This window comes from Streptomyces sp. NPDC090045 (assembly GCF_044747975.1).
Taxonomy (GTDB): Bacteria; Actinomycetota; Actinomycetes; order Streptomycetales; family Streptomycetaceae; genus Streptomyces.
The window spans coordinates 164,322-189,596 of the sequence record NZ_JBIVFA010000001.1; the positions used below are offsets into that span (position 1 = coordinate 164,322).

Here is a 25,275-nt window from a genome sequence, read left to right on the forward strand (position 1 = left end):
CGCAGCGGCCCCCCACCCGGCCCGGCGTCCGGCTCCGGTCCAGCGACACCCGCACCGGCTCGGCCGCAAGGCCCGCGCAGCGACACCCGCACCGGCTCGGCCGCAAGGCCCGCGCAGCGACACCCGCACCGGCTCGGCCGCAAGGCCCCGCGCAGCGGGATCCGTACCGGCTCGGGTCAAGGCTTCGCGCTGCGGGGGCACGTGACCGCTCGGCCGCGCGGTCGCGGGCAGTTGGGGCGGGCCGGGTAGGGCCAGGGATACCCCCCGACGCCCCCTGGGGCCATGGTTCAGGTGGGTGGGGCGCGGTTAGCGTGCGGCTATGGACGATGCCCCGCGCAGCACTTGGCAGGCCTTGGCCCGCGCCCACTACCTCCGCTCGCCCTGGCCCTGGCGAGCCGCAGGCTACCTCGCCGGCAGCACCCTCACCGGCATCCCCGTCCTCCTCGCCCTCGTCCTCCTCGCCACCGCCGGCGCAGCCCTCGGCCCCGTCGCCATCGGCCTGCCGCTCCTCGCCCTGCTCGGTCTCGCCGGCCTCCCCACCGCCGCCGTCGAGCGCCGCCGCCTGCGCTGGGTCGACGGCGATCCCGCCGCCACCCCCCACCGCACGCCCCCCGAGCCCGGCCTCCTCGCCTGGGCCGGGCTGCGCTACCGCGAGCAGGCCACCTGGCGCGAGCTCGGCTACGCCGTCCTGCACGGCTTCCTGCTCTGGTGGGTCGACCTCGTCGCCGTCGGGACCCTCCTCGGCCTGCCCGTCCTCCTGCTCACCACTCCCCTCCAGCTCGCCCTCTCCGACGACGGCGAGGTCAAGGTGCTCAAGCTCTGGCTGGTCACCTCCTACCCGCCCGCCTTCGCCATCGCCGCCGCCGGGGCCGTGCTCCTCCCCGCCCTCCTCTACCCGCTCGGCGCCCTCGCCGGCGCCCGCGCCGCCCTCACCCGCGCCCTGCTCGCCCCCCGCGAGCGCGAGCTCCGGGTCCAGCTCACCGAGGTCACCCGCTCCCGGGCGCGTCTCGTCGACGCCTTCGAGGCCGAGCGGCGCCGGATCGAGCGCGATCTCCACGACGGGGCCCAGCAGCGGCTCGTCGCCCTCACGATGACCCTCGGCCTCGCCCGCCTGGACGCGCCCCCGGGCCCGCTCGCGGACCAGCTCGCCACCGCCCACGACGAGGCCGGCAAGGTGCTCGGCGAACTGCGCGAGCTGATCCACGGCATCCACCCCCAGGTCCTCACCGACTACGGCCTGACCGGCGCGCTCGCCGACGTCGCCGAGCGTTCGGCCGTCCCCGTCGACACCCACCTGGGCACCGGCCTGGGCACCGGCCTGCCCCGGCTGCCCGCGTCCGTCGAGGCCGCCGCCTACTTCGGCGTCTGCGAGGCCCTCGCCAACATCGGCAAGCACAGCGGAGCCGCCCGCGCCGCCGTCTCCGCCCGGCACACCGGCGCCGTGCTGCTGATCGACGTACGGGACGACGGGCGCGGCGGAGCGGATCCGGCGGCCGGGTCCGGGCTGACCGGACTGGCCGACCGGATCGCGGTCCTCGATGGCACACTGACGATCACCAGCCCGCCCGGCGGGCCGACCGTCCTGAGCCTGGAGATCCCGTGCCCGGTGAGCAGCCCAACGCGCAGCCCAACGTGCAGCCCCACGCGCAGGCCCTGAGGATCGTCCTCGCCGAGGACGGGGTCCTGCTCCGCGAGGGGCTCGTCGGCCTGCTGACGCGTTTCGGCCACCAGGTGGCGGCCGCCGTCGGGGACGCGGAGGAGCTGCGTACCGCGGTCGCCGCCCACGACCCGGACATCGTCGTCACCGACGTACGGATGCCCCCGGGCCTCACCGATGACGGACTGCGCGCGGCCGTGGAGCTGCGGGCGGCGCGTCCCGGCCTGCCGGTGCTGGTGCTCAGCCAGTACGTGCAGCGCTCGTACGCCGCCGACCTGCTGGACTCCGGCGACGGCAGCGGCGTCGGCTACCTCCTCAAGGACCGGGTGGGGCAGGTGCAGCAGTTCCTCGACGCCGTGGTCACGGTCGCCGGCGGCGGCACGGTGGTGGACCCCGAGGTCGTGCGCCAGCTCCTGCGCCGGCGGCGCGACCCGCTCGCCGCGCTGACCCCGCGCGAGCGGGAGGTGCTGGGCCTGGTGGCGGAGGGGAAGTCGAACGGGGCCATCGCCCGCGATCTGGTGGTCTCCGAGGCGGCCGTCGGCAAACACATCGGGAACATCCTGCACAAGCTCGACCTGCCGCCCGCCGAGGAGACCCACCGCCGGGTCCTGGCGGTCCTCGCCTACCTCCGCGCCTAGGGCCGGTCTATTGGTTTTGAGCACCCCTGAGGACCAGGTAGTATTTTCTCTGTCAGCAGGCGCCGCTAGCTCAGTTGGTTAGAGCAGCTGACTCTTAATCAGCGGGTCCGGGGTTCGAGTCCCTGGCGGCGCACCTGTCCTTCGGGCGGTTTCCGGTTCACCGGGAACCGCCCGAAGTGTTTTCCGGCCTCTTCCGGCCTCTCCTGACAAGACCGCCGAGACGCCTAGAGCGTGAGCGACAGCAGCAGCGGCGCGGCCTTCCGGTTCAGGGTGTCCGCCGCGGCGCGCAGCCGGTGCGCGTGCTCGACCGGCATCGACAGGGCCAGGCAGCCCACCGAGGCTCCGGCGGTGATCGGGACCGCCGCGCAGACCGTGCCCACGGCGTACTCCTGCAGGTCCAGCATCGGCACGGTGGCCGGCTGGGCGTCCAGCTTGGAGAACAGGATCCGCTCGTTCACGATCGTCTTCGACGTGAGCCGGGCGATCTTGTGCCGGGACAGGTGGTCGCGCCGCCCGTTCAGGTCCAGCTGCGTGAGCAGGCACTTGCCGACCGCGCTGGCGTGCGCGGCGGAGCGGAAGTCGACCCACTCGTGCACCTTCGGGGTGCGGGGGCTGTCCGCGAACTGCGTGATCCTGACCTCGCCGTCCACGTACCGGCTGATGTAGACGGCCGCGCCGACCGAGTCGCGCAGCCGGTCCAGGGTCTCCTGGAGCTTGTCCGTGAGCGCCTGCTGCCGGTCGATGCCCGAGCCGAGCAGGACGAGGGAGTCCCCTATGGCGTAGGCGCCGTCGGAGACCTGCAGGACATATCCCTCCCGGCGCAGCATGAGCAGCATCGGAGCGAGATGGACGGCGGGCAGGCCGGTCTCACGCGCGATCTGCACGTCGGTCACACCACCGGTGTGCCGTGCGATCGTTTCGAGTACGCGTAGTGCGTACTGCACCGAGTGGAACGGCGCGGTCGGCTCGGGCTTCAGCGCCACGGTTTCCCCCTAGCAGGTTGTTACCGCTTGCCCTACCACGATAGCCATCAAGAGGCCCATGTGGAGCGCCTGTTGATGAGATTGATGGCTCGATCACGCCTCTCGGCCTGGATCTACTCCACTGGCATATGCCATGGTCATGCGCCATGCCCGTGTCCGCCGGGAATGCCCGGACACCCTCCACGGTTCGAATTCTTCGTACGGACGACACGGCGGGACGGGAGCGACGATGAGTGACACCGGTGGCGCACATGGACAGCACGGCAGGGACGGCAAGGACGGCAAGGACGGCGGGGACTTCAGGGCCGGCAACGTCCGGGGCGTCGCCCACGGCACGGCAGCCGTACCGCTCTCGGTCCTGGACCTCGTCACCGTCGGCGCCGGCAGCACCGCCCACGCGTCCCTGCGCACCAGCGTGGCCATCTCCCGGCTGGCCGAGTCCCGCGGCTACCACCGCCACTGGGTGGCCGAACACCACTCCATGCCCGGCGTCGCCAGTTCCTCGCCGGCCGTGATCCTGGCCCACCTCGCCGCGCACACCTCCCGCATACGGCTCGGTTCGGGCGGGGTCATGCTGCCCAACCACGCCCCGCTCGCCATCGCCGAGCAGTTCGGCACCCTGGAGGCGCTCGCCCCGGGCCGGATCGACCTCGGGCTCGGCCGGGCCCCGGGCACCGACGGCCGTACGGCCGCCGCCCTGCGCGGGGCCGGGCGCCTCGACGAGGCCGCGGACGACTTCCCCCGGCAGCTCATGGAGCTCACCCGCTTCCTCGACGACGACTTCCCGGACGGGCACCCGTACACCCGCGTGCACGCCGTACCGGGCCCGGTGCAGGGCCCCGCCGGGCGGCCGCCGCTGTGGCTGCTCGGCTCCTCCGGCTTCAGCGCCCGGCTCGCCGGCGAGCTCGGCCTGCCCTTCGCCTACGCCCACCACTTCTCGGCGGCCGGCACCCTGCCCGCGCTCGACCTCTACCGGCAGAGCTTCCGCCCCTCGGCCGTCCTGGACGCCCCGTACGCCGTCATCGGGGTCTCGGCGCTGGCCGCCGACACCGACGCGGAGGCCCGCGCCCAGGTGCTCACGGGCGCGCTGTCGATGCTGCGGCTGCGCACCGGGCGCCCCGGACTGGTCCCTACCCCCGAGGAGGCGGCGGCGTACCCCTTCTCCCCGGCGGAGCGGGAGTTCGTGAACGGCTGGCTCGCGAACATCGTCCACGGCACCCCCGACGAGGTCCGCACCGGACTGGACGACCTCGCCAAGCGGACGGGCGCGGACGAGCTGATGCTCACCGCCAACGCCCACAGCGGGGCCGCCCGGTTGCGTTCGTACGAGCTCGTCGCAGATGCGTACGGCATGCCCGTGCAGGCGCCGGAGGCCGACTGACCCTGTGCAAACGGGGTTTGGCTGGTTTGTTGACGAAACCTTGCGGGGGGATGTCTCAAGGCAGCCTTAAACCGCTCGTCACCCGGGGTGGCGAGCGGTTTCTGATGTGCGCTCAGGTCTCTGACTTGGGGAAATAGCGTCGGAGTGGTCTAGTCCTTCTTTGGTCCGAACCATTGACGCGGGGCTGGAGTGATCGCTATCACTTCTCTCACCCGAACCTCTTGCTCTCTCCTCCCAGCCCCCCGGAGGCAGTTCATGCACATCCGTAAACCCCTCATCGCGGCCGCCGCAACGGCCGCGCTGGCAGCCGGAGCGCTTGCCTCCTTCGCGGGACTCGGCACGGCCCAGGCCGCCGGCGCCGGAACCGCCGCCGCGGCCGGCGGTGTCCGCATCGCCTACTACGACCAGTGGAGCGTGTACGGGAACGCCTTCTACCCCAAGCACCTCGACACCCGCGGCATAGCGGGCAAGCTGGACGTCATCAACTACTCGTTCGGCAACATCCACCCCACCGAACTCACCTGTTTCGAGGCGAACAAGGCGGCGGGCGACGACAACAACCCCAACGCCGGTGACGGCGCGGGCGACTCGTACGCCGACTACCAGAAGTCCTTCAGCGCGGCGGACAGCGTCAGCGGGGTCGCCGACAAGTGGGACCAGCCGATCGTCGGCGTCTTCAACCAGTTCAAGCAGCTGAAGGCCAAGTATCCGCACCTGAAGATCAACATCTCGCTGGGCGGCTGGACCTACTCGAAGTACTTCAGCGACGCGGCGAAGACCGACGCCTCCCGCAAGAAGCTCGTGTCCTCCTGCATCGACCAGTACATCAAGGGCAACCTGCCGGTCGAGGGCGGCTACGGCGGCCAGGGCGTCGCCGCCGGCATCTTCGACGGCATCGACATCGACTGGGAGTACCCGGGCTCGTCCGGCGGCCACCTCGGCAACCACTACGCCCCCGAGGACAAGCAGAACTTCACGCTCCTGCTCAAGGAGTTCCGCACCCAGCTCGACGCCTACGGCGCGGCCAACGGCGGCAAGAAGTTCCTGCTGACCTCGGCCCTCCCGGCCGGCCAGGACAAGATCAAGTACATCGAGACCGACAAGATCGGCCAGTACTTGGACTACGCCAACATCATGACGTACGACATGCACGGCGCCTGGGACGGCGACGGGCCGACGTACCACCAGTCCCCGCTGTACTCCGGCGCCAACGACCCGACCGACCCGATCGCGCCGGGCACCCAGAAGTACAGCATCGACAACGCCGTCGACTCCTGGATCGACGGCAACCCGGCCTACGGCATCACCGGCGGCTTCCCCGCCAACAAGCTGACCCTGGGCTACGAGTTCTACTACCGCGGCTGGAAGGGAGTCCCCGCCGGGACCGCGGGCGGCCTCGCCCAGTCCGCCACCGGCGCCTCGGCCGCCCGGCCCACCAGCCAGCAGGCCGGCATCGCCAACTACAAGGAGCTCGGCGGCATCGTCGACAACCCGGCGAGCACCTTCTGGGACGACCAGGCCAAGGCCTCGTACTTCTACAAGGACGGCGAGTTCTTCACCGGCCTGAGCCAGAAGTCCATCCAGGCCCGGGTCGACTACGGCAAGCAGCGCGGCCTGGCCGGAGCGATGATGTACTCCCTGCTCGGCCTGGACAACAACACCACGCTGCTGAACCAGATCTCGGACGCGCTGGGCGGCACCACGGTCCCGCCGACCACGCCGCCGACCACTCCGCCCACGACGCCGCCGACCACGCCTCCGACGACCCCGCCGACCACGGGCTGCGGCTCGACCCCGGCGTACGTCGCGGGCACCGTCTACACCGCCGGCAACGAGGTCTCCCACAACGGCCGCAAGTACAAGGCCCAGTGGTGGACGCAGAACGAGACGCCGGGCACCACCGGTGAATGGGGTGTCTGGAAGGACCTCGGCGCCTGCTGATCTCCCCCCACCCCGCGCCGAGCGACACCCCGCCCTGTCCCCTCTCCGGGGGCGGGGCGGAGGTGTGTGACATGGTTGCCGGATTCCGGACATCTCTCCGTGTCGACCCCACTACGCTCGGCCACAAGCTCGTTTCCGCTTGGGGGTGCCGTCGCATGGTTCAGGCCCGTGAAATCGATCCCAGTGCCTCGCCGCTGGACTACTACGGCTATGAGCTGCGCCGTCTGAGAGAAGGAGCCGGGCTGAAGCAGTCGCAGCTGGGCGACATCATCTACTGCACGGGCTCGCTGATCGGCATGGTCGAGAACGGCCGCAGGGTCCCCACGCGCGACTTCTCGGAACGGGTGGACGCGGCACTGGGCACGGACGGCCACTTCTCCCGCCTGGTGGGGCTGGTCCTGCGGAGCGTGCTCCCCACGTGGTTCCAGGCCTACGCGGAGATGGAGGCCCGGGCCGCGTTCATCTCCGCCTACCAGTCGCAGGTGGTGTACGGACTCCTCCAGACGGAGGCGTACGCGCGGGCGGTGCTGGCGACCGGATTGCCGGAACGGCTGGATGAGTTGGTCGCAGCTCGAATGGAACGTCATCGGATCCTGCACCAGGAGAGGTCGCCGATGGTCTGGGTGGTGCTCGATGAAGGAGTGCTGCACCGGCCGATAGGCGGTCGCCAGGTGATGCGTGCGCAACTCGCTCATCTGCTGAGCTTCCATGAGAACCGGTGGGTCCAGATCCAGGTGCTCCCCTGCGCAGCTGGTGAACACGCTGGCCTGATCGGGTCGTTCAACGGATTGCGCTTCGCCAATGATCCGGACATCGTCTACACGGAAGACCTGATCTCGGGCCACATGACGGCCAACCCCGACACGGTCAGGGAAGCCGCGCTTCGTTACGCTCACTTGCAGGCCGCCGCGCTCTCCGTAGAGGACTCGGCGGTGTTGATCGCGCAGGTAATGGAGGAGCGTTATGGGGAGCAGCCAGAACCTGACCGACGTGCTGTGGCGTAAGTCCAGCTACAGCGGGAACACCGGCGGCGACTGCGTTGAGTGCGCCCCCCTCGGCACCGCCGCCTGGCGCAAGGCTTCGTACAGCGGAACCACCGGGGGAGACGGCCTGGTGGCGGTCCGGGACTCCAAGAACCCCGACGGCCCCGCCTTCACGGTCGCCCCGGCGGCGTTCACCGCGTTCGTCCGGAGCCTCTGACCGTACGCCGAAGCGGCAGCCCTCCCCGGAGGGCTGCCGCTTCGGTTCCGGCGGGCGGTCAGACCTGGTACTGGCCGACCGTGATGAAGTACCGCAGCTCCTCCGGCGTGCCGTTCAGCGCCTTCTCGGCCGCCGCGCGCAGCGCGTCGCTGATGCCCGGGCGGGCCAGGATGCGCGCGACGTCCACGCGGTCGTCCTCGGCCTGGGCCAGGCGCAGGCCGGTCTTGAGGAAGGCCGCCCGGTCGGCGGCCGTGCCGTTCAGGGCCTTGTTGGCCTCGCGGTTGACGGCCTTGCCGGTGGCCGGGTTGGCGAACAGGATCTTGGCGATGGCGAACCTGTTGTCCTCGTCCTGGGCCTTGGCGAAGCCGGTGGCCAGGAACGCGACGCGGTCGGCCGGGGTGCCGCTGAGGGCCTTGTTCGCCTCCCGCTTGACCGCCTTGCCGCTCGCCGGGTCGGCCAGGATCTTGGCGATGGCGACGGCGTTCTCCGTGTCCGAGTCCACCGACGCGGCGGCCGGCACGGCGGCGGGCGTGGCGGCAAAGGACGGGGTGGAGAGCAGCAGCGCCGGCGCCAGGGCGCCCGCGGCCAGTACGAGCGCAGCACGGGTCAGTTTCATGGTTCCCCCTCGATCGGATGACTGTCCGGTTCTCGACAGCATGAAGATCGTCACAAGGGGGCCCGCGGCGGACAACTGCCCACCAGGCTAGGCCGTTTGGTTCCGCCTCCGGACGTATCTCACACTCAGGGGCCCGTCGGCTGCGGGGCGGCCCCGTCGGGCCGTGCGTCGGGCGCGGCCGGCGGCTGGCGTCCGATCATGCCGGCGATCACGTCCGGAGCCACCGCGCGCGAGAACAGCCAGCCCTGCCCGGTGTCGCAGCCGACGCGGCGCAGCCGGGCCGCCTGCCCGGCGGTCTCCACGCACTCCGCGGTCACCGTCAGCCCCAGCCGGTGCGCGAGCTGGACCAGGGCCTCGACGATGGTCTCGTCGGCCGGGTTCGGGTGAGTGCCCTCCTCGTAGCGGAAGCCCCGTACGAAGGAGCCGTCCAGCTTCAGCACGGAGACCGGCAGCCGGCTGAGGTAGGCCAGGTTCGAATAGCCGGTGCCGAAATCGTCGATCGCGATCCGCACGCCCATGTCGCTGAGCGCCTGCAGGGCCTGCAGCGGGCGGCCCGCCGAGCCCATCACGGCCGATTCGGTCAGCTCCAGCTGGAGCAGCTGCGGTGCCAGGCCCGTCTCGGCGAGGATCTCCGCCACGTCGCCCACCAGGTCGGAGTCCCACACCTGGCGCACGGCCACGTTCACCGACACGAAGACCGGGGCGTCGCTGGGCTGCTCGATCTGCCAGCGGCGGGCCTGCCGGCAGGCGGTCCGCAGGACCCACTGTCCCAACTGGACGATGGATCCGTCCTCTTCCGCGATACCGATGAACCGATTCGGCGTGAGCGTGCCGAACTGCGGGTGGTTCCAGCGCACCAGGGCCTCGACCCCGCGCACCACTCCGCTCTCCAGGTCCACCAGCGGCTGGTACTCCAGCTCGAACTCCCCGCGCTCCACCGCCGGCCGCAGCGTCGAGGAGAGCGCCTGCCGTGTCATGCGGTGTGCGTTGCGCTCCGGGTCGAAGAGGGTCCAGCGGGCCTTGCCGTCGGCCTTGGCCCAGTACAGGGTCGTGTCGGCGGCCTGCATCAGGCCGGTCGCCGAGGTGCCGTCCGTCGCCCGCTCCACCACCCCGATCGACGCCGAGACGGACAGCCGCTGTCCGGCCAGGTCGAACGGCTCCTGTACGGCGGCCAGTACGCTCCGGGCCAGGTCGGCGAGCTGTTCGGTGCCGGTGGAGTCCTCGACCAGCAGGGCGAACTCGTCGCCGCCGAGCCGGGCGACCAGGTGGCCGCCGGTGCGCCCGTACCCGGACTGGTCGGCGCACTGGGTCAGCCGGGCCGCGACGGCGGTCAGCAGCCGGTCGCCGACCCGGTGGCCGAGGGTGTCGTTGACGGCCTTGAACCCGTCCAGGTCCAGGTAGCACAGCCCGATCCGGCCGGTGCCGCCGCCGTGCTCGTACGAGGAGGCCTCCAGGGCGGCGGAGAGCCGCTCGAAGAAGAGCGCCCGGTTGGGCAGCCGCGTGACCGGGTCGTGCATCTGCAGATGGCGCAGTCGGGCCTGGAGATCGCGCCGGTCGCTGATGTCGGAGACCGACAGCAGGACGTCCCCGGTCCCGGGTACGGGGCCCAGGGTGACCTCGGTCCACAGCGAGTGCCCGTCGGGGTGTTTGAGGCGGCGGGTGCAGCGCAGCCGGGCCTGCCGGCCGCGGAGCACCTCCTGGTACGCGGCCCAGGTGCGGGCCTCCGCGGCCAGGTCGACGAGGTCGGCCGCGCACTGGTGGACGAGCGCGTGCGGCTCGCTGCCGAGCAGTCCGGCGAAGGCCTCGTTCGCGGCGACCACGTAGCCGTCGCGGTCCACGACCGCCATGGCGAGGTGGGCCGCGTTGAAGGCGGCCCGGTAGTCGCGCCGTTCCGCATCGGCGCGCGACGGCACTGCCGGCACTGCCGGGTGACGCTCCGTAATGGCCGATCGGATGCTGTCGGCCGCCGAACCGGTTCCTTCTGAGGTTCCGCTCACCGTTGGCCCCGCAGTGTTCGTGAGTGTCCGTGCAGGAAAGTGTGCCGATCATAGAGGCTGCCGGGAGGCCCTATCCAGCGGCGTCGCCGCGTGAAGTCCCGGAGTTCGGCGTGATGACGGATCGTCGGACCAAGATCGCTTGATCGTTTCTGCGCGGCTGTGAACATGCGAAGGCCCTGGCTGATCTCGCGTGACCGGTAGTGACGTTCTGTAGGCAGGTGCGTGAAGTCCGGGGGTCACCGACTTGCCCCATTGCTCACTCGTGTGGGGCAGCGGAACAGGGCATTAGTAAGACAATCGCCTCAAGGTGGCTAAACAGGCATGAATCCACCACCGGGAGGTCGATGTGGCGCGACAGCAGACACCCGGGGGAGTGGACCGTTCCCGCATCCGAAGTACCGCCGCGGCGCTCACCTCCCTCACTGCGCTCGCCGCCATGTCGCTCGTCGCGGGACCCGCGGTGGCCGATACCGGCGCCGGACCCTGCGTGCTGACCCGGACGGGTGCGCACCACTCGCTGGGCCTGGACAGCTGGAACGGCGCCTACCCCAAGCCCGAGCGCACGCTCGATGCGGTCATGGTCTTCCTCTCCTTCCCCGACCACCGCAACACCCTCACGACCTCGGAGCTCACCGGCGACTACTTCCCCGCCACCAGCGAGTTCTTCGAGCAGGCCTCGTACGGGCGGTTCCGGCTGGTCCCGCACCCGCAGAAGCAGTGGATCCGGATGCCCAAGCCGTCGACCGCGTACGGGATAAGGCGGGACTGGGCCCCCGGGGACCGGGCGGCCTACCTGCGGGACGCGGTCGCGGCCGCCGACGCCGAGGTGGACTTCGCCAAGTACGACGTCGTGTACTTCGTCGCCGACCCGGACGCGCCCGGGGTGGACTCCGACGCCACGAAGGTCGTCAACTTCGACCGCCCGATCGTCGCGGACGGCACCGAACTGCGGCGGATCGTCACCGTCTTCGAGCGCCACCCGCCGGACCGCAACGTGCTGGCCCACGAGACCGGCCACGTCTTCGACCTGCCCGACCTCTACCACCGGCCCACGGACGGCAAGGGCGACTGGGACACGTACGTGGGCGACTGGGACGTCATGGGCAGCCAGTTCGGGATGGCCCCGGACCTCTTCGCCTGGCACAAGTGGAAGCTGGGCTGGCTGGACGGCTCACAGGTGGACTGCGTGCAGTCGGGCTCCTCGCTGCACACCCTCCAGCCGCTGGCCCAGGCCCCGCCGAGCGGAGGCACCGGCGGCACCCGGCTCGCGGTGATCCGTACGGGCCCCGGCAGCGCGATCGCCGTCGAGGCGCGGGGCTCCGCCGGCAACGACGGGGACACCTGCACGGAAGGGGTCCTGGTCTACCGGGTGCGCAACGAGGCGGCGTCCGGCGGCGGCCCCATCGAGGTGATGGACGCGCATCCGGACACGGAGGCGTGCTGGGACCGCTCGGTGTACCCGCCGCTGGCGGACGCACCGCTGGAGGTGGGCGAGACGTACACCGTGCCGGGGGAGCGGATCACCATCGAGGTGGCGGACCGGACCCGGTCGGGCGCGTACACGGTGAAGATCACGACGTGACCCGGATACGTCGGATGCGACGAAGGAGGCCCCCACTTGCGTGGGGGCCTTCTTCTTGTCTGTGCGCCGCCAGGGACTCGAACCCCGGACCCGCTGATTAAGAGTCAGCTGCTCTAACCAACTGAGCTAGCGGCGCTTGCTGACGAGGAAGACATTAGCAGGAGGATCCGCGGAACGAAAAATCGATATCCCCAGGTCCGGTCGGTGCGGGGCTGCGGGCCGCCCGGACGAAGGCCCAGAGCAGGGCCTCGGGCCCGGGAAGCCAGGGCGTCCGCGCGGCGGGGGCGACCAGCCATCGGGAGGGGCCGGGGCCGGCGGCCAGCGGCGGCACGGTGACGGCGTCGCCGGGGCCGTGGCACAGGGGCACCGGGGCGGTACGGGAACCTCCGCGCTCCTCCCACGCCAGCAGGGCCGGGAGCCGGTGGGCGGTGCCGGGGGAGGCGAAGAGCAGCATCCGGCCGCGGTGCACGGCGACCGGACCGGAGCCGGGGCCCTCGGCCCAGAGCAGGTCCAGGACGCGGCGCCCGAGGACGAGCGGAACGTTGACGACGTCGAAGGCGCTCCCGCAGGGCAGTGTGGCGGGCACGCCGGGCCGGGCCTCCCAGCGCGCGAGGGTGCTCCCGGGGTGGGCGGAGGCGGAGGCGAGCCAGGCGGCGCCCTGTCGGGTGACGTGGGTGGCGGGCGCGGTACGCGCGGTCCGCGCGTCGAGGGCGGTGCAACCGGGAGTCGTCGTCAGGGTCGTCATATGCCAAGGTCTACCGGCCGTAGTGAACCGCTTTCCGGGAGTTACCGGAAACCCGGACGCGGGGGGTATGGCTGAGCTATCGTGCGCTCCGCATATGCCACGGCTCCGCCATTCCAGCCTCGCCTGGGGGCCCCTCCCAGCGGTAGCTGGGGGAGTTTGAGGCGCGGGGTCTGGGGCGGAGCCCCAGGAGGCTCCGCGCAGCGGTCGGCCCGGGCCCCCGCTACGGCGTACCGGTGGCGCGCTGGAGGGATTCGCCGAACTCGATCATCTTCAGGGCGTAGTCCTCGGTCCACTCCGCCTGCTCGGCGATCGCCGAGGGCGGGAGCCGGTCGAAGCGCCGCGGGTCCGCCAGCTGGGCCGCCGCCAGGGCCTGGAACTCCACGGCCCGGTCCTGGGCCGCCCGGAAGGCGAGGGCCAGCTCGGTGGCCCGGGTCAGCAGCTCCCGCGGGTCCTCGATCGATTCCAGGTCGAAGAAGTGCTCCGGGTCCCCCGCGGCCTCCGAGGGCTCGAAGAGGAGCGGCGCCGGCCGCAGCCGTCGCTCGGTCCGCTCGGGCTCTGCCATCCGTGTCCTCCTGCTGCGCGTGCGAAATGCTTCCGGGCCACCGTCCATTGTCCAACGCCACGCAAGACCCCACGCGATGGGCCGGAACGCCTGTACGACCGGCGGGGCGCACGAGCAGGCCGGCCGTCTCAGGGGCGGGGGAGTCGCACGGGCGATCGGCCGGAGCCGGCGGCGCGGCCCCGCCGGGTCACAGGGCGTCGAGGAGTGCGACCTCGTCGGCGGTGAGGCGCAGGGCTCCCGCGGCGACGTTCTCGACGAGGTGGTCGGGGTTCCCCGTGCCCGGGATCGCCAGGACGTGCGGGCCGCGGCTCAGCGTCCACGCGAGGCGCAGCTGGGCCGCCGACACCCCGTGGGCCTCGGCCAGGGCCAGTACCTCGGGGCTGTCCTCGGCGCTCGCCCCCGCCTCCTTGCCGGCGCCGGCGATCGCGAAGAACGGCACGAAGGCGATGCCCTGCTCCCCGCACGCGTCGAGGAAGGCGTGGTCCTCGGCCGGGGAACCGATCCCGTACGGGTTCTGGACGCACACCACCGGCGCGATGGCCCGCGCCTCGGCGAGGTGGTCGGGGCGGGCGTTGGAGATGCCCAGGTGCCGGATCAGGCCGGCCGTGCGGAGCTCGGCGAGCGCCCCGAAGTGCTCGGCGATCGATCCGGTCGTCTCCCGGCGCGGGATGCGGAGGTTGACCACGTCGAGGTGGTCGCGGCCCAGCTGGCGGAGGTTCTCCTCGACCTGGGCGCGCAGCTGCCCGGGCTCCGCCCACCACCACTGCCCGGCGGCGTCGCGGCCCGGCCCGACCTTGGTGGTGATGACGAGGTCGTCGGCGTACGGGGCCAGTGCCCGGTTGATCAGCTCGTTGGCGGAGCGCAGCGGGGAGAAGTAGAAGGAGGCCGTGTCCACGTGGTTCACGCCGAGCTCTATGGCGCGGCGCAGCACGCCGGTCACCCGCTCGCGGTCGCTGGGGGAGCCGTCGGCGAGGTGGGTGAGCCGCATCGCGCCGAAGCCGACCCGGTTGACGGCGAGGTCGCCCAGTCGCCAGGTGCCCGCCGCGGCCGCAGTGATCGTTTCTGAAGTCATCGGCGCAGGCTATACGGGCAGATGGGCCCCGGGCCGGGCCTTTCGGCGCCGGCCGTACGCGCACGCCGCGTACGGCCACCCGCCTCGCCGGGAGCCTGCTCAGACCGTGACGGACTCCGCGGCGCGCCGTGCGACCAGCGCGGCCACGTCGTCGAGTACGCCGGCCAGCTCGCCGGTGAGCGCCTCGGGGGCCTCGAAGCCCTCGGCCCCGATCAGCTTGGGGATGCCGGGGATCGCGACGGAGCGCTCGGCGGGCAGCATGCCGAGGCGGGTGAGCACCGGCAGCAGCATCTCGGCGGCCGGGACGCCGCCGGTGGGTCCGGCGCTGTAGCTGACGAGGCCGACCGCCTTGCCCTTCCACTCGTTGTAGAGGAAGTCGATGGCGTTCTTGAAGGGCGCGCTGAAGCCGCCGTTGTACATCGGCAGGACGAAGAGGAAGGCGTCGGCCGAGTCGACCAGGGCGCTCCAGTCGCGGGTGTGCTGGTGGGCGTAGTTGCCGGTGGAGGCGTATTCGGGTTCGTCGAGGAAGGGCAGCGCGATCTCGCCGAGGTCGACGGGGGTGACCTCGAAGCCGCCGTGTGCGCGGGCCTGCTCCGTGACCCAGCGGGCGAGGGGGCGGCCGGAGGAGGTGGGGCGGGTGGCGGCGGAGATGACGTGCAGGCGGGTCATGGAAGGAGCTCCCGGGTGTTGCGGTTGTTGATGTGTCACCTATAAAACCCGCAAGGTGTATGACGTGTCAACGAGATAGATGATGTGTCACCGACCTGGCTAAAGTGGAAGACATGACCCCCGCATCCGAGCCGCCCCGCTGGCTCACGGATCCCGAGCAGGACGCCTGGTACGCGTGGCGGCGCATGTTCCCGCTGGTCAACGCAGAGATCGCGCGCGACCTCAGCCAGGACAGCGGGCTCTCCGAGGCCGACTACGACGTCCTGTCGGTACTCGGCTCCACGGACGGCCACCGCACGCGGATCACGGCACTGGCCGAACTGATGCAGTGGTCCCGCAGCCGGCTCTCCCACCAGCTCACCCGCATGGAGAAGCGCGGCCTCGTCCGCCGCGAGGAGGTGGCGACGGACGGCCGGGGCGCGGAGGTCGTCCTCACCGGCGCGGGCGTCACCGCGATCACGGAGGCGGCCCCCCTCCACGTGGAGTCGGTCCGCCGCCACCTGATCGACATCCTGACCCCGGAACAGCTCCGCACCCTGGCCGAGGTCGGCGAACTCCTCCGAGAACGCAAGGGCGCCCGCCGCAAGCCCTGAGCCCCCGGCAGTCCGCCCACCCGCCCCTACGGCCGCCAGGGGACGCGGTGTTCCGCCAGGTGGGCCAGGACCGAGTGGTTGGCCTCCCAGCCGTCAGGGAACTTCACCGTCACGCCCAGTTGGACCGGTTCCGTCGACGGGTGGTCGTCCAGGAGTTCCGCTATGCCCGCCCGGGCCACCACCACGCACGCGTGCCGGTGCCGGGAGGCCAGGACGCACAGGCGGCCCGTCTCCAGGTGGAAGGCCGTCGCGTCCGGGCGGCCCGACAGGGGGTGGAGGACCACCGTCAGGTCGTACTCGCGGCCCTGGAGGCGGTTCGCGGTGTCCACCGTGACCCCGGTGACCCCGAGCGCGGCCAGCGCCGCGCGGACCGCGGCCGCCTGGTCGCGGTGGGCGGTGCCGACCGCGATCCGGTCGGCCGTCAGCGGGGACGGGCCCTCGGACTGCTCGTCGGAGGTCACCGCCCCGCGGTCCAGGGCGCGGCGCACCACCTGGGCCACCGCCCCGACGGCCTCCGGGTCGGTGCGCGGGGTGTGCCGCGCGGGCAGCTCCAGCAGCCCCCAGCCCGCCTCGGCGGCCTCGTCCAGCACCCGGTCCGGGCCCGACCCGTCCGAGGGGACCCCGTACGACAGCCGCCGCTCGCCAGGGCCCGTACCGCTGCGGAACTGCGTGTACGGGTAGAACGCGCGGGAGACCAGCGGCGCCGCCGTGGCCGGGAGCCGCCAGGACACCGGCAGCCGGTGCTGCGGCAGCTGCGGGTTGTGCGCGAGCAGGGTGCTCACCGCCGACGCGGAGGGGTCGTAGGACAGGCCCGCCCACTGCTCCGCGCCGACCACGCTGAAGGGGTCCAGCTGCCCCGGGTCGCCCACGAACAGCGCCCGCTCGAACAGCCCGGCCACGGCCAGCAGCGCGTCCGAGCGCATCTGGTACGCCTCGTCGACGATGGCGTGCTGCCAGGGCTCGACGTCCTTGACGAAGGCCCACTTCGCCGCCGTGGAGATGGTGACCGGCAGCTCCGCGAGGTCCCCCGGCTTGGCCGAGAGGGTCACCGAGGGCAGCTCCCGCAGCGCCGGGTCGTAGGAGTCCCCCTCGCTGCTGTGCAGCCGGCCGACCTTCAGCTCCGGGTCCTTGTCGGCGAGCCGTAGCACCAGGTCGTCGACCTGCGCGTTGGTCTGCGCCACCACCATCAGCCGGCGCCCGGCCGCGGCCAGCTCCCGGGCCGCCCGCACCACGAGCGTGGACTTGCCGGCTCCGGGCGGGGAGTCGACGACCACGCCCCGCTCGGCCCCGTGCAGGGTGTCGCGCAGGATCGCGGCGGTCGCCTCGGCGGCCGCCGCCCCGGGGTCGAAGGATGCGGTCGCGGTCACAGCAGGTCCTCGTCGGTCACGGCGTCGGGCAGGGCAACGGCGCTCAGGTGCCCCGGCGGGCCGCCGTGGGTCCACGGGGTCTGCTCCGGCTCCGGGAGCTTCGGGCCGCCTCGCGCGTCGTGCTCGAAGAGCGTCCAGCACACCCGGTCGCCCTTCTCCGGCACCGAGCCCGGCTCCGGCTCCCGGCCGCGGCCCATCTTGTCGAGCAGCCGCAGCACCAGCCGCCCGCCCTCCTCGAAGCGTACGAACTGCGCGCTCTGCGGACGACCGTCCAGCGAACGGAACACCTTGCCGCCGCCCCCTTCCGCGAGCTGCGGCCGGTCCTCCGTGGCCACCGTCACCAGCGGGCGCGGGCTCGGCCGCTTCGACTCCGTCCACTCCATCACCACCTCGGTGACCTCGCCGGCGAAGGCCTCGCCCGCGAGGCGCCGGCCCGCCATGACGAGGGGGTCGTCCAGCGCCTCCTGCGCGTCGAGCCGCACCTGCTCGGTCTCCCGCGTGGCCAGCTTCTGGGCCGCCGTCACCGCGTCGTCGCGGCGCGGCTGCGGCGGCTCGCCCGCCCGTACGCGGTCCCGGTGGCCGGTGTACGACCAGCGGTCGCGCGTCCAGCGCTCCTCCGCGCGCTCGCCCGGCGGCAGGGCGCGCAGCAGGTCGATCGCCTCCCACGTAGCCCACCAGGTGTTGGCCATCTGGTCCACGACCAGCCGGCGCACGGCCTCCCCGGCCTTGCGGACCTCTTCAGCCTTGCGCACCCCGTGGCCGTCGTCCCCGGGCCCGGCGGCCAGGGCCGTGCGCGCCGCGTCGTAGCGGGCGATGGCCGGGGCCAGCAGTTTGTTGTCGAAGGCCGGGTCGGTGGCCGGACCGGCCGGCGGGCACAGCAGCCGGCCGTCCCCGTCCCGGCCCAGCTCCGCCCGGAGCGCCGCCTCGGCCCCCGAGAGGCCCTCCGGCGGGTCGATCCAGCCCAGCAGCGCGCCCAGGTGCTGGTCCTCCAGATTGCTCTGGCCGGTCGCCCAGTGCCGGGACAGCAGGTCCGTAGCCGCCAGCAGCATCGAGGAGCCGGGCACCCGGGAGCGCTCGGCGAGGTGGGTGAACCAGCGGCCCAGCATCGGCACCTGCGAGGGCGCCGGATACGGATTCTCCGGCTCCTCCTCGGCGGTGCGCCGGAACCGCATCGAACGCCCCAGCAGCCGCACGTACTCGATGCCCGCCCGGCTCGGCACGATCAGCTGCGGTGCGTCCACGCACAGCTCGGTCTCCACCTTGACCCGCTTGCCCGTCTCCGGGTCGGTCTCGCTGCGCTCGGCCGGCTCCACGGCGTCCGCGTACGCGTCGATGTGGGCCAGCACGTGGACCGCCAGGTCCGCGAGGAACGCCCAGCGCAGGTCCCGGTCGCGGGGCTGGGGTATCACGAACACCTGCGGCTCGTGCCGGTCCGTGCCCACCAGCGCGCCCAGCGGAGCCCCGGCCTCACCGGCCGTGGTCAGCGGCACGAAGACCATCGGGCGCTCGCTCAGGTGGCGGTGCCGTACGGTCGCCAGCGGCTGGGCGCGGCCCGCCCGTACGGCCTCCAGCCGGGCCAGCGTGGTCAGCAGGCTCATGCGACGACCCCCGCCGCCGACTCCAGCGCCTCGGCGCGCAGCCGGGCCGCACGCTGCAGGGCGGCTGCGGTCGGATCCTCGGCGCAGCCGGCCCCGGCGGCCGCCGCGAGGGCCTCCTCGACGGTGGTCAGCGCGCCCAGCTCGCCCCGTACGGAACGGCCAAGGGCGGTCACCGCGCCCGCGGTACGGGCCCGGTCCCGGCAGTGGAAGGCCAGCTCGCAGGCGGCCAGGCACTCGGGGGCGTAGGCGGCGTCGACGGCGGCCACCGCCTCGACGAGCTCCTCGGTGGTCCGGGTCGCCGGGTCGAAGCTGAGGCCTGCGGGCAGCGCCGCGGCCAGTTCCTCGACCCGGGTCAGCCGGTCCAGCTGGCGCCGGGTCACGGAACGCTCGCGACGGATGTCGACGGGGGCGGCGGTCGGCAGGTTGGAGAAGTCCTTCGGGCAGACCAGCAGCACGGTGTGCCCGACCTCGGCGCCCGCCAGTTTCCCGGCGGTCTTCTCCAGCGCCAGCACGTACACGGCGGCCTGACGGGCGGCGGCGCCGACCTTCGCGGCGTCCGCGGCCCCGTCGATCATCGGGAACGACTTGATCTCCACGACGGTCCAGCGGCCGTCGGGATGCACGACGACGGCGTCCGGCTCCAGGTAGGCCGGGGAGCCGGCCACCTCCAGGGCCAGCATCGGATGGTCCAGCAGGGTCCACGCCTGCGCCGCGGTGGCCTCGCGCAGGGCGAGCGCGGTACGGGCGGCGCGGCCCTCGGGCCCGGCGGCGGTGAGGTCGGGGACGCGGGCGGCCGCGCCGGGGGGCTCGGCGGCCGGGGCGAGGTGTGCGTGGACCAGCCGCAGCAGCTCGGCCCCGCCGTCGCCCTTGACCTTGGCCTCGAAAGAGTTCCCGCGGACTATGGCGAACTGCGACTGCCCGAAGGCGGCGGGCGAGCCGAGGGCCGTGGCGAGGGCGTTCTTGTCCACGCCGGCGCCGTCGAGCAGGGCCCGTCTGCCGCAGCCGGGATTGGCGGCGAGGGCCGCCAGCGCCCGGGCGTCGAGCGGACGGGGCGGCACGGCCGGGCCGCGCAGGCCGGCGAGCCGCTGCCGCAGCGTGGTCGGCTGCGCGGGGCTGCTGGGCGGGTAGGAGCTCACGGGCGGAAGTGTCCCATCCGCCACTGACAATCGTGTGCGGAGTGCGGAAACGGGACGTTGGGAGCGTTGGTCCGGGCCGGCCGGAGGGCAGGCCGGCCGGAGGGAAGGCCGGGGGCGTGATGGATGATGGACGGACCAGGAAACCATCGTAAAAAAGCACAATCTCGCACCAATCGGGAGATTCGCATGGCCCCCCGCATCCTGCTGGCCCGCCACGGCCAGACGGCGTGGTCCCAGCTCGGCAAGCACACCGGACGCACGGACGTGCCGCTGCTGGAGGAGGGCAGGCAGGGCGCGAAACTCCTCGGCGAACGCCTGGCCCGCGACCCGTGGCGGGGCCTGCCCGGCCTGGAGGTGCGCACCAGCCCGCTGCTGCGCGCGAGCGAGAGCTGCGACCTGGCGGGCTTCGGGGTCCGGGCGGAGCCGTGGGACACCCTGATGGAGTGGGACTACGGCGACTACGAGGGCATGACCCCGGCCGAGATCCAGGCGGTCCGGCCCGGCTGGCTGATCTGGCGCGACGGGGTTCCGGGCGGTGAGTCCGTCGCCGACGTCGCGGCGCGCGCGGACGAGGTGGTCGCCTGGGCGCGCTCGGCGGAGCGCGACGTCCTGGTCTTCGCCCACGGCCACATCCTGCGCACCCTCGCCGCCCGCTGGCTCGGCTTCGACGCCTCCTTCGGCGCCCGCATCCGCCTGGAACCCACCTCCCTCTCGGTCCTCGGCTGGGCCTACGGCGCCCCCGCCCTGGAACGCTGGAACGACACCGGCCACTTGGACACGTAGGCCCCTTGGGGCCGGGCCGGTTGGCTGCGCCGCTCGGGCGGGGTCGGCGGGATCCGGTGTACGGGTTGGCTGCGCCGCTCGGGCCGGGCCGGGCCGGGCCGGGGCGGGCTGGCTGCGCCGGTGCGGGTGGGGCCGGGTGTGTTCCGGTGCGTCTCCTCGGGCGTCGAACGTGTCGGGGGGTCGGAGGGCCGAGGCACCTTGTGTTCGACGCCCTGCGGGGAGCGCCCCTGCACACACCCGTCCCCTGCGGGAGCCGAATTCAGCCTCGCCGGCGTTTGAGGGGTGGGGGTCCCCCCGGACGGAGTCTGGGGGAGGGTCCGGGGCGGAGCCCCGTTCTTTGAGCCGCACCATCCAGCCCCGCCGCACATTCCAGCCCCTCCGGCGTTTGAGGAGCGGGGCGCGGGGCGGAGCCCCGATCTTTGAGCCGCACCATCCAGCCCTGCCGCACAATCCAGCCCCTCCGGCGTTTGAGGAGTGGGGGTCCCCCGGACGGAGTCTGGGGGAGGGTGCGGGGCGGAGCCCCGGTTTTTCAGCCTCGCCGGCGTTTGAGGCGCGGGAGTGGAGCCCCCGCAGTGGCGCCGCGCGCGGGAAACCGGCCTCACCGCAAGGGAGTTGAGGCGTCGGGCGGCTGGGAGGATAAGGGCATGACGATTACCTCCGTGGTGCTGCGGCGGCGCGTGGACGATCTCGGTCCGGCCCTGGACTTCTACGTACGGCTGACCGGCCAGCCGGCCACCCGGTTCGAGTTCGCCGGCCTGGACCTGGCGAGCGTCGGCCCGTTCCTCCTGTTCAGCGGGCCCGACGCGATCGCCGAGCGGTTCGCCGGCGTGGCCGCCACCCTCTCCGTGGCCGACCTGGACGCGGCGGTCGCGCACTGCGCCGCGTCCGGGGGCGAGGTGATCGCCGCCCCCGCCCCCACCCCCAACGGCCGCCGCGCGGTGGTGCGCCACCCCGACGGCGGGGTCTACGAGTACCTCGGCGGCTGACCGCGGTGACCCGCCGGGGTCAGACCGCCGCGTGCCTCGTCAGGAAGGCCCCCACCCGAGGAGAGCGCTGATGCGGAACAAGCGCGCCCGCCGTCTCCGACAGCATCGACCGGACCCGCGTGGACTGGACCTCGGTCAACAGGTCCAGCACCCGGCCACCGGCCCAGGCGGCCTCGTCCGGGGCGCCCGCGCGGGCCAGGTCGCCGGCCAGTTCGGCGGTGTAGAGGGCGACGTTGCGGGCGAAGTGCGGGTCCTGGAGGTCGGCGGCGCGGCGGGCGTGCCGGGCCGCGCGGGCGTGTTCCCCGAGCGCCGCCCAGCACCGCGCCTCCAGGAACTCCAGCTCCGCCTCGCCGAAGAAGGACATCCACTCGGGGTCGGCGTCCGCCTCGCCCCGGGAGAACTCCGTGTGGGCCAGGGTCAGCGCCTCCTCGCAGGCCTTGCGGTCGGCCAGCCCCGCCCAGCCGCCGGCCTCCCGCAGGGCGAGCAGCGACAGCAGCCGCGGGGAACCGAGGGAGCGCGCGGCCCGGCGGCCCGCCTGGGCCGCCCGTACCGCCTCGCGGGAGCGGCCGCAATCCCGGGCCAGGAAGGCCATGTTGCTGAAGGCGTGCGCCTCCAGGCCCGCGTCCCGCGCGACCCGGGCCGTCGCCAGGGCCTCCGCGTAGTGCGAGCGGGCGTCGTCGAAGCGGCCGGAGTCGTGGGCGAGCCAGCCGACCGAGACGGCCAGTTCGCCGGCGCCCGCGTGCAGCCGGTCCTCGGTGGACTGCCGGGTGGCTCCGGCGTCGAGCAGGGCGTAGGCGGTGCGCAGCGGCTCGGCGGCCCTGCGGTAGAGGGCGTCGGCCCCGTGCCGGTCGTCCAGCAGGCGGATCTGGCGTACCGCGTCCTCGACGGCGGCCGCCTCGGACTCGCCGGCGCGGGAGGGGAGCCGGCGGGCGTCGCCGAGCAGGGTGAGGCTGAGCGTCGCGGCCGCCACGGTAGCGGAGCCGCCCGCCATGAACGCGCGACGCAGCACGTCGCTCTCCTTGGCACTGGAAGGGGAACGGTGGACGGGGACGGAGAGGGGATCGCGCTGCGCCGAGCGGCCGCGCACGCTCTCGCGCGGGGAGAATCCCAGGTCGGCCAGGGCGCGGCCGGGGAACATATGGAGGAAGACCCGCTCGTACGCGTAGTTGGGGCAGCGGATCTCGCCGGACTCGACCCGGCCGATGTAGCGGGCGTCGCAGGAAACCGTTTCTCCGATCTCCTTCGCCGCCCGGCGCACCAGGGCCGCGAACTCGGCCGGGGAGTGCTGCCCGCGCAGTCGCCGGAACGTGGAGTTGGGTGAGTGGGGGGACGCCGCCATGGACGTGACCTCTCTGGCAAGGACCGCAGCGCCGGTGCTGTGACGTGTGAGGGTGAGGCCCGGCGCGCATGAACGTACCGCCAGCGCGGGGGTGTTCATGCGATGTTTGGCTACAAAACGGATATCTCACCCGCGATCCGCCATGAACTGCCATCCTTTGCAGCGTCTTGCCGCCGCACCCGTTGACGTTCCCGTGCGTTGAACCCATGCGGATACGGATCGAGGAGGGGTTCCCTTGGTGGAGGCCGGCATGGAGAGCACTGGAACGAACACCGCGTCCGAGCCCGGCGCGGCCCCGGACCTCGATCTGGACCTGGTGACCGTGCCCACGCGGCAGGGTCTGGAAGCGGTGGACATCATCCGCCGCGCCGCCAGCCAGGCCGGCGGGGTCGGCCCCGTCCTGCACGACGGCTCCGGCGACACCCTCGGATTCCTCGTCCCGCCCGGCACCGCCGACGCCTGGGACCTGCCGGGCAGCGCCTGTACGCAGACCAACGGGCGCGGGATGCGCTTCGGCGACGTCGCCTCGCCCGCCGCCGCGGGCTCCACCGGCTGGCTGCTCCCGCCGGAGGCCGTCGGGCCGGTCACCGACCCCGAGGTGCTGCGCGCGGCGCTCGGCGAGGCGGCGCGGCTGATCGAGGCCGCGGACAACTGCCGCTGACCCCTCACCGGCCGCCGCCCGGCACAATGGGGTGGTGGCGGGCAAGGACAGGAACAAGGGCAAGCAGCGCGGACGCGGCGGCGCGGAGGCGGTCACCGGACAGGTGGACGGCGGCCGGGCGGAGCTGGAGCCGGACCGCGAGCGCGCCGGAGCCTGGACCCTGCTGATCGACGGGGCCCCGCAGTCCCACGTGGACCTGGACGACCCCGGATACCTGGACTTCGCCTACCAGCGGAGGATCGGCCACCTGATCGACCTCGTCGCGCCCGCCCGGCAGCCCCTGAACGTGGTGCACCTGGGCGGCGGCGCCTTCACCCTCGCCCGCTACACGGCCGCCTCCCGCCCCCGCTCGACGCAGCAGATCGTGGAGATCGACGCCGCGCTGGTCGCCTTCGTACGGGAACACCTGCCGCTGGATCCGCAGGCGCGGGTCCGGGTCCGCGCGGTGGACGCCCGGGCCGGCCTGGCGAAGGTGCCGGACGGCTGGGCGGACCTGGTGATCGCGGACGTGTTCAGCGGGGCGCGCACCCCGGCGCACCTGACCAGCACCGAGTTCCTGGACGACGTACGGCGTGCCCTCGCGCCCACCGGGTGGTACGTGGCCAACCTGGCGGACGGTCCGCCGCTGACCCACCTGCGGAGCCAGATCGCGACGGCGGCGTCCCGGTTCGGGGAGCTGGCGCTGGCCGCGGATCCGGTGGTGTGGCGGGGGAAACGTTTCGGTAATGCCGTCCTGGTGGCGTCCGACCGCGAGCTGCCCGTCGCGGAATTCACCCGCCGCGTCGCGAGCGACCCCCACCCGGGCCGGGTCGAGCACGGCCGGGCGCTGGCCGACTTCGCGGGCGGCGCGACCCCCGTCGCCGACGCCTCCGCGGTGGCCTCGCCGCAGCCGCCGCCCTCGGTCTTCCGGTAGCCGCACGGGGCCCTCCGGCGCGGGACTGGCCGGAGTTTCGGAGACCTGTTCCGGATCGTCGGCCGGGTGTGATCACGGATCGGTTCCGGATGCACCTTGTGCAGTTGCCGATAAAGATCTGCGGAGTACTCCCCGAGGACGGCCTCCCTGCGTAGCCTGTGAACCCCTAGGAGGGCTTGCCCTGCTACGACGCGTTCAGGAGACGGCAACACGATGTCTGATTTCCCCGCAACCCCTGGTGCCCCCACCCCCGGCACCACCCCGAGCACCGCCGGCTCCGATTACACACAGCGGCTGGCGCGCCTGGAGCAGTCCGGAATCAAGCGGCTGCTGCCCACGCAGGCTCCGTACCGCTGGAACCTGCAGCGGCTGAACCTGGGCCGGGTCCTCGACATCGGCTGCGGGCTGGGGCGGAACCTGCTCAACTGCGGCCCGGACAGCGTCGGCGTCGACCACAACCCGCACTCGGTGCAGACCTGCCGCGAGCGCGGACTGAACGCCTACACGCCCGACGGGCTGGCCGCCGCCCCGGACTGCGGTCCCGGGTCCTTCGACAGCCTGCTGGCCGCGCACCTGCTGGAGCACGTCGACGAGGAGACCGCGGCGTCGCTGCTGGAGCAGTACCTTCCGCTGGTCAAGCCGGGCGGGCAGGTCGTCATGATCACCCCGCAGGAGGTCGGTTTCCGGTCCGACGCCACCCACATCCGCTGGGTCGGCTTCGAGGAGCTGCGCAGCCACGCCGGCCGGGCCGGGATAGCGGTCCGGCGGACCTACTCCTTCCCCTTCCCCCGCCCGATGGGCAAGGTCTTCCCGTACAACGAGTTCGTGCTGGTGGGCACGGTCCCGGCCTGAGACT

23 protein-coding genes, 2 tRNA genes and 1 pseudogene are annotated in these 25,275 nt (G+C 72.9%); 14 read left to right on the forward strand and 12 right to left on the reverse strand.

Annotated elements, in window-relative coordinates:
* Window positions 1–319 precede the first annotated feature (319 nt).
* From ACIPYQ_RS00745 to ACIPYQ_RS00755, 3 genes are all read left to right on the forward strand, one after another.
* On the forward strand, window positions 320–1,657 hold the full coding sequence (locus ACIPYQ_RS00745; RefSeq protein ID WP_401244933.1) for a sensor histidine kinase: 1,338 nt from the start codon (window positions 320–322) through the stop codon (window positions 1,655–1,657).
* Window positions 1,600–2,295, forward strand: coding sequence for a response regulator (locus tag ACIPYQ_RS00750; RefSeq protein ID WP_401244935.1), 696 nt, complete (start codon window positions 1,600–1,602; stop codon window positions 2,293–2,295). Before ACIPYQ_RS00745 ends, ACIPYQ_RS00750 begins: the two co-directional genes overlap by 58 nt.
* Window positions 2,296–2,354: 59 nt before the next feature.
* Window positions 2,355–2,428, forward strand: a tRNA-Lys gene (locus ACIPYQ_RS00755).
* 91 nt (window positions 2,429–2,519) lie between these two features.
* Here ACIPYQ_RS00755 and ACIPYQ_RS00760 read toward each other — a convergent pair.
* Complete coding sequence (locus tag ACIPYQ_RS00760) at window positions 2,520–3,278, reverse strand: IclR family transcriptional regulator (protein ID WP_030718073.1); 759 nt, start codon at window positions 3,276–3,278, stop codon at window positions 2,520–2,522.
* A 229-nt stretch (window positions 3,279–3,507) separates the two neighbouring features.
* On the opposite strand from ACIPYQ_RS00760, the gene ACIPYQ_RS00765 reads away from it, so the two are divergent.
* The 4 genes from ACIPYQ_RS00765 (at window position 3,508) to ACIPYQ_RS00780 (ending at window position 7,800) form a co-directional block, all read left to right on the forward strand.
* Window positions 3,508–4,659 carry an LLM class flavin-dependent oxidoreductase gene (locus ACIPYQ_RS00765; RefSeq protein WP_401244937.1) on the forward strand — a complete coding sequence of 384 codons (1,152 nt, stop codon included), beginning with the start codon at window positions 3,508–3,510 and terminating at the stop codon, window positions 4,657–4,659.
* A gap of 255 nt (window positions 4,660–4,914) precedes the next feature.
* Window positions 4,915–6,600: a glycosyl hydrolase family 18 protein gene (locus ACIPYQ_RS00770; RefSeq protein WP_401244939.1), complete on the forward strand. Its 1,686-nt coding sequence runs from the start codon at window positions 4,915–4,917 to the stop codon at window positions 6,598–6,600.
* A gap of 155 nt (window positions 6,601–6,755) precedes the next feature.
* Window positions 6,756–7,604: a helix-turn-helix transcriptional regulator gene (locus ACIPYQ_RS00775; protein WP_401244941.1), complete on the forward strand. Its 849-nt coding sequence runs from the start codon at window positions 6,756–6,758 to the stop codon at window positions 7,602–7,604.
* Window positions 7,564–7,800 carry a DUF397 domain-containing protein gene (locus tag ACIPYQ_RS00780; protein ID WP_401244943.1) on the forward strand — a complete coding sequence of 79 codons (237 nt, stop codon included), beginning with the start codon at window positions 7,564–7,566 and terminating at the stop codon, window positions 7,798–7,800. Before ACIPYQ_RS00775 ends, ACIPYQ_RS00780 begins: the two co-directional genes overlap by 41 nt.
* Before the next feature lie 58 nt (window positions 7,801–7,858).
* Here the strand turns inward: ACIPYQ_RS00780 and ACIPYQ_RS00785 are convergent, their stop codons facing one another.
* Window positions 7,859–8,416 carry an ALF repeat-containing protein gene (locus ACIPYQ_RS00785; RefSeq protein WP_401244945.1) on the reverse strand — a complete coding sequence of 186 codons (558 nt, stop codon included), beginning with the start codon at window positions 8,414–8,416 and terminating at the stop codon, window positions 7,859–7,861.
* 125 nt (window positions 8,417–8,541) lie between these two features.
* Window positions 8,542–10,413, reverse strand: coding sequence for a putative bifunctional diguanylate cyclase/phosphodiesterase (locus tag ACIPYQ_RS00790; RefSeq protein ID WP_401244947.1), 1,872 nt, complete (start codon window positions 10,411–10,413; stop codon window positions 8,542–8,544).
* A gap of 346 nt (window positions 10,414–10,759) precedes the next feature.
* Here ACIPYQ_RS00790 and ACIPYQ_RS00795 point away from each other — a divergent pair, with 346 nt between their 5' ends.
* Window positions 10,760–11,995, forward strand: coding sequence for a M6 family metalloprotease domain-containing protein (locus tag ACIPYQ_RS00795; protein WP_401244949.1), 1,236 nt, complete (start codon window positions 10,760–10,762; stop codon window positions 11,993–11,995).
* A gap of 62 nt (window positions 11,996–12,057) precedes the next feature.
* On the opposite strand, the gene ACIPYQ_RS00800 is transcribed toward ACIPYQ_RS00795, so the two are convergent.
* From ACIPYQ_RS00800 to ACIPYQ_RS00820, 5 genes and pseudogenes are all read right to left on the reverse strand, one after another.
* A tRNA-Lys gene (locus ACIPYQ_RS00800) sits at window positions 12,058–12,131 on the reverse strand.
* Window positions 12,122–12,740, reverse strand: a pseudogene (locus tag ACIPYQ_RS00805) (hypothetical protein). The gene ACIPYQ_RS00800 and the pseudogene ACIPYQ_RS00805 overlap by 10 nt, the downstream one beginning before the upstream one ends.
* A gap of 220 nt (window positions 12,741–12,960) precedes the next feature.
* Window positions 12,961–13,302 carry a hypothetical protein gene (locus tag ACIPYQ_RS00810; RefSeq protein ID WP_361768257.1) on the reverse strand — a complete coding sequence of 114 codons (342 nt, stop codon included), beginning with the start codon at window positions 13,300–13,302 and terminating at the stop codon, window positions 12,961–12,963.
* A gap of 187 nt (window positions 13,303–13,489) precedes the next feature.
* Window positions 13,490–14,374 (reverse strand): aldo/keto reductase, encoded by an 885-nt coding sequence (locus ACIPYQ_RS00815; RefSeq protein ID WP_401244952.1) that lies wholly within the window; start codon window positions 14,372–14,374, stop codon window positions 13,490–13,492.
* A gap of 99 nt (window positions 14,375–14,473) precedes the next feature.
* Window positions 14,474–15,043, reverse strand: a complete 570-nt coding sequence (locus ACIPYQ_RS00820; protein ID WP_401244954.1) for an NADPH-dependent FMN reductase — start codon at window positions 15,041–15,043, stop codon at window positions 14,474–14,476.
* Window positions 15,044–15,156: 113 nt separating this feature from the next.
* On the opposite strand from ACIPYQ_RS00820, the gene ACIPYQ_RS00825 reads away from it, so the two are divergent.
* Window positions 15,157–15,636 (forward strand): MarR family winged helix-turn-helix transcriptional regulator, encoded by a 480-nt coding sequence (locus tag ACIPYQ_RS00825; RefSeq protein ID WP_401244956.1) that lies wholly within the window; start codon window positions 15,157–15,159, stop codon window positions 15,634–15,636.
* A 26-nt stretch (window positions 15,637–15,662) separates the two neighbouring features.
* On the opposite strand, the gene ACIPYQ_RS00830 is transcribed toward ACIPYQ_RS00825, so the two are convergent.
* The 3 genes from ACIPYQ_RS00830 to ACIPYQ_RS00840 are packed head-to-tail and all read right to left on the reverse strand — an operon-like array spanning window position 15,663 to window position 19,737.
* Entirely contained in the window at window positions 15,663–17,003 is a 1,341-nt protein-coding gene (locus ACIPYQ_RS00830; protein WP_401244958.1) for an AAA domain-containing protein, read from the reverse strand.
* Complete coding sequence (locus ACIPYQ_RS00835; protein WP_401244960.1) at window positions 17,000–18,601, reverse strand: hypothetical protein; 1,602 nt, start codon at window positions 18,599–18,601, stop codon at window positions 17,000–17,002. Before ACIPYQ_RS00835 ends, ACIPYQ_RS00830 begins: the two co-directional genes overlap by 4 nt.
* Entirely contained in the window at window positions 18,598–19,737 is a 1,140-nt protein-coding gene (locus tag ACIPYQ_RS00840) for a hypothetical protein (protein ID WP_401244962.1), read from the reverse strand. Before ACIPYQ_RS00840 ends, ACIPYQ_RS00835 begins: the two co-directional genes overlap by 4 nt.
* 186 nt (window positions 19,738–19,923) lie before the next feature.
* Between ACIPYQ_RS00840 and ACIPYQ_RS00845 the strand changes: the two genes are divergently transcribed.
* Window positions 19,924–20,520: a histidine phosphatase family protein gene (locus ACIPYQ_RS00845; RefSeq protein WP_401244964.1), complete on the forward strand. Its 597-nt coding sequence runs from the start codon at window positions 19,924–19,926 to the stop codon at window positions 20,518–20,520.
* Window positions 20,521–21,164: 644 nt separating this feature from the next.
* Window positions 21,165–21,506, forward strand: coding sequence for a VOC family protein (locus ACIPYQ_RS00850; RefSeq protein ID WP_361766635.1), 342 nt, complete (start codon window positions 21,165–21,167; stop codon window positions 21,504–21,506).
* A 19-nt stretch (window positions 21,507–21,525) separates the two neighbouring features.
* Here the strand turns inward: ACIPYQ_RS00850 and ACIPYQ_RS00855 are convergent, their stop codons facing one another.
* Window positions 21,526–22,845, reverse strand: coding sequence for a tetratricopeptide repeat protein (locus ACIPYQ_RS00855; RefSeq protein ID WP_361766632.1), 1,320 nt, complete (start codon window positions 22,843–22,845; stop codon window positions 21,526–21,528).
* A 250-nt stretch (window positions 22,846–23,095) separates the two neighbouring features.
* Here ACIPYQ_RS00855 and ACIPYQ_RS00860 point away from each other — a divergent pair, with 250 nt between their 5' ends.
* The 3 genes from ACIPYQ_RS00860 (at window position 23,096) to ACIPYQ_RS00870 (ending at window position 25,271) form a co-directional block, all read left to right on the forward strand.
* Window positions 23,096–23,506, forward strand: a complete 411-nt coding sequence (locus ACIPYQ_RS00860; protein WP_401244967.1) for a hypothetical protein — start codon at window positions 23,096–23,098, stop codon at window positions 23,504–23,506.
* A gap of 34 nt (window positions 23,507–23,540) precedes the next feature.
* Window positions 23,541–24,419 (forward strand): fused MFS/spermidine synthase, encoded by an 879-nt coding sequence (locus ACIPYQ_RS00865; RefSeq protein ID WP_361766626.1) that lies wholly within the window; start codon window positions 23,541–23,543, stop codon window positions 24,417–24,419.
* Between the two features lie 213 nt (window positions 24,420–24,632).
* The gene (locus ACIPYQ_RS00870) at window positions 24,633–25,271 is read left to right on the forward strand and encodes a class I SAM-dependent methyltransferase (protein WP_361766623.1); all 639 of its coding nucleotides are present in this window, start codon (window positions 24,633–24,635) and stop codon (window positions 25,269–25,271) included.
* Window positions 25,272–25,275: the final 4 nt, after the last annotated feature.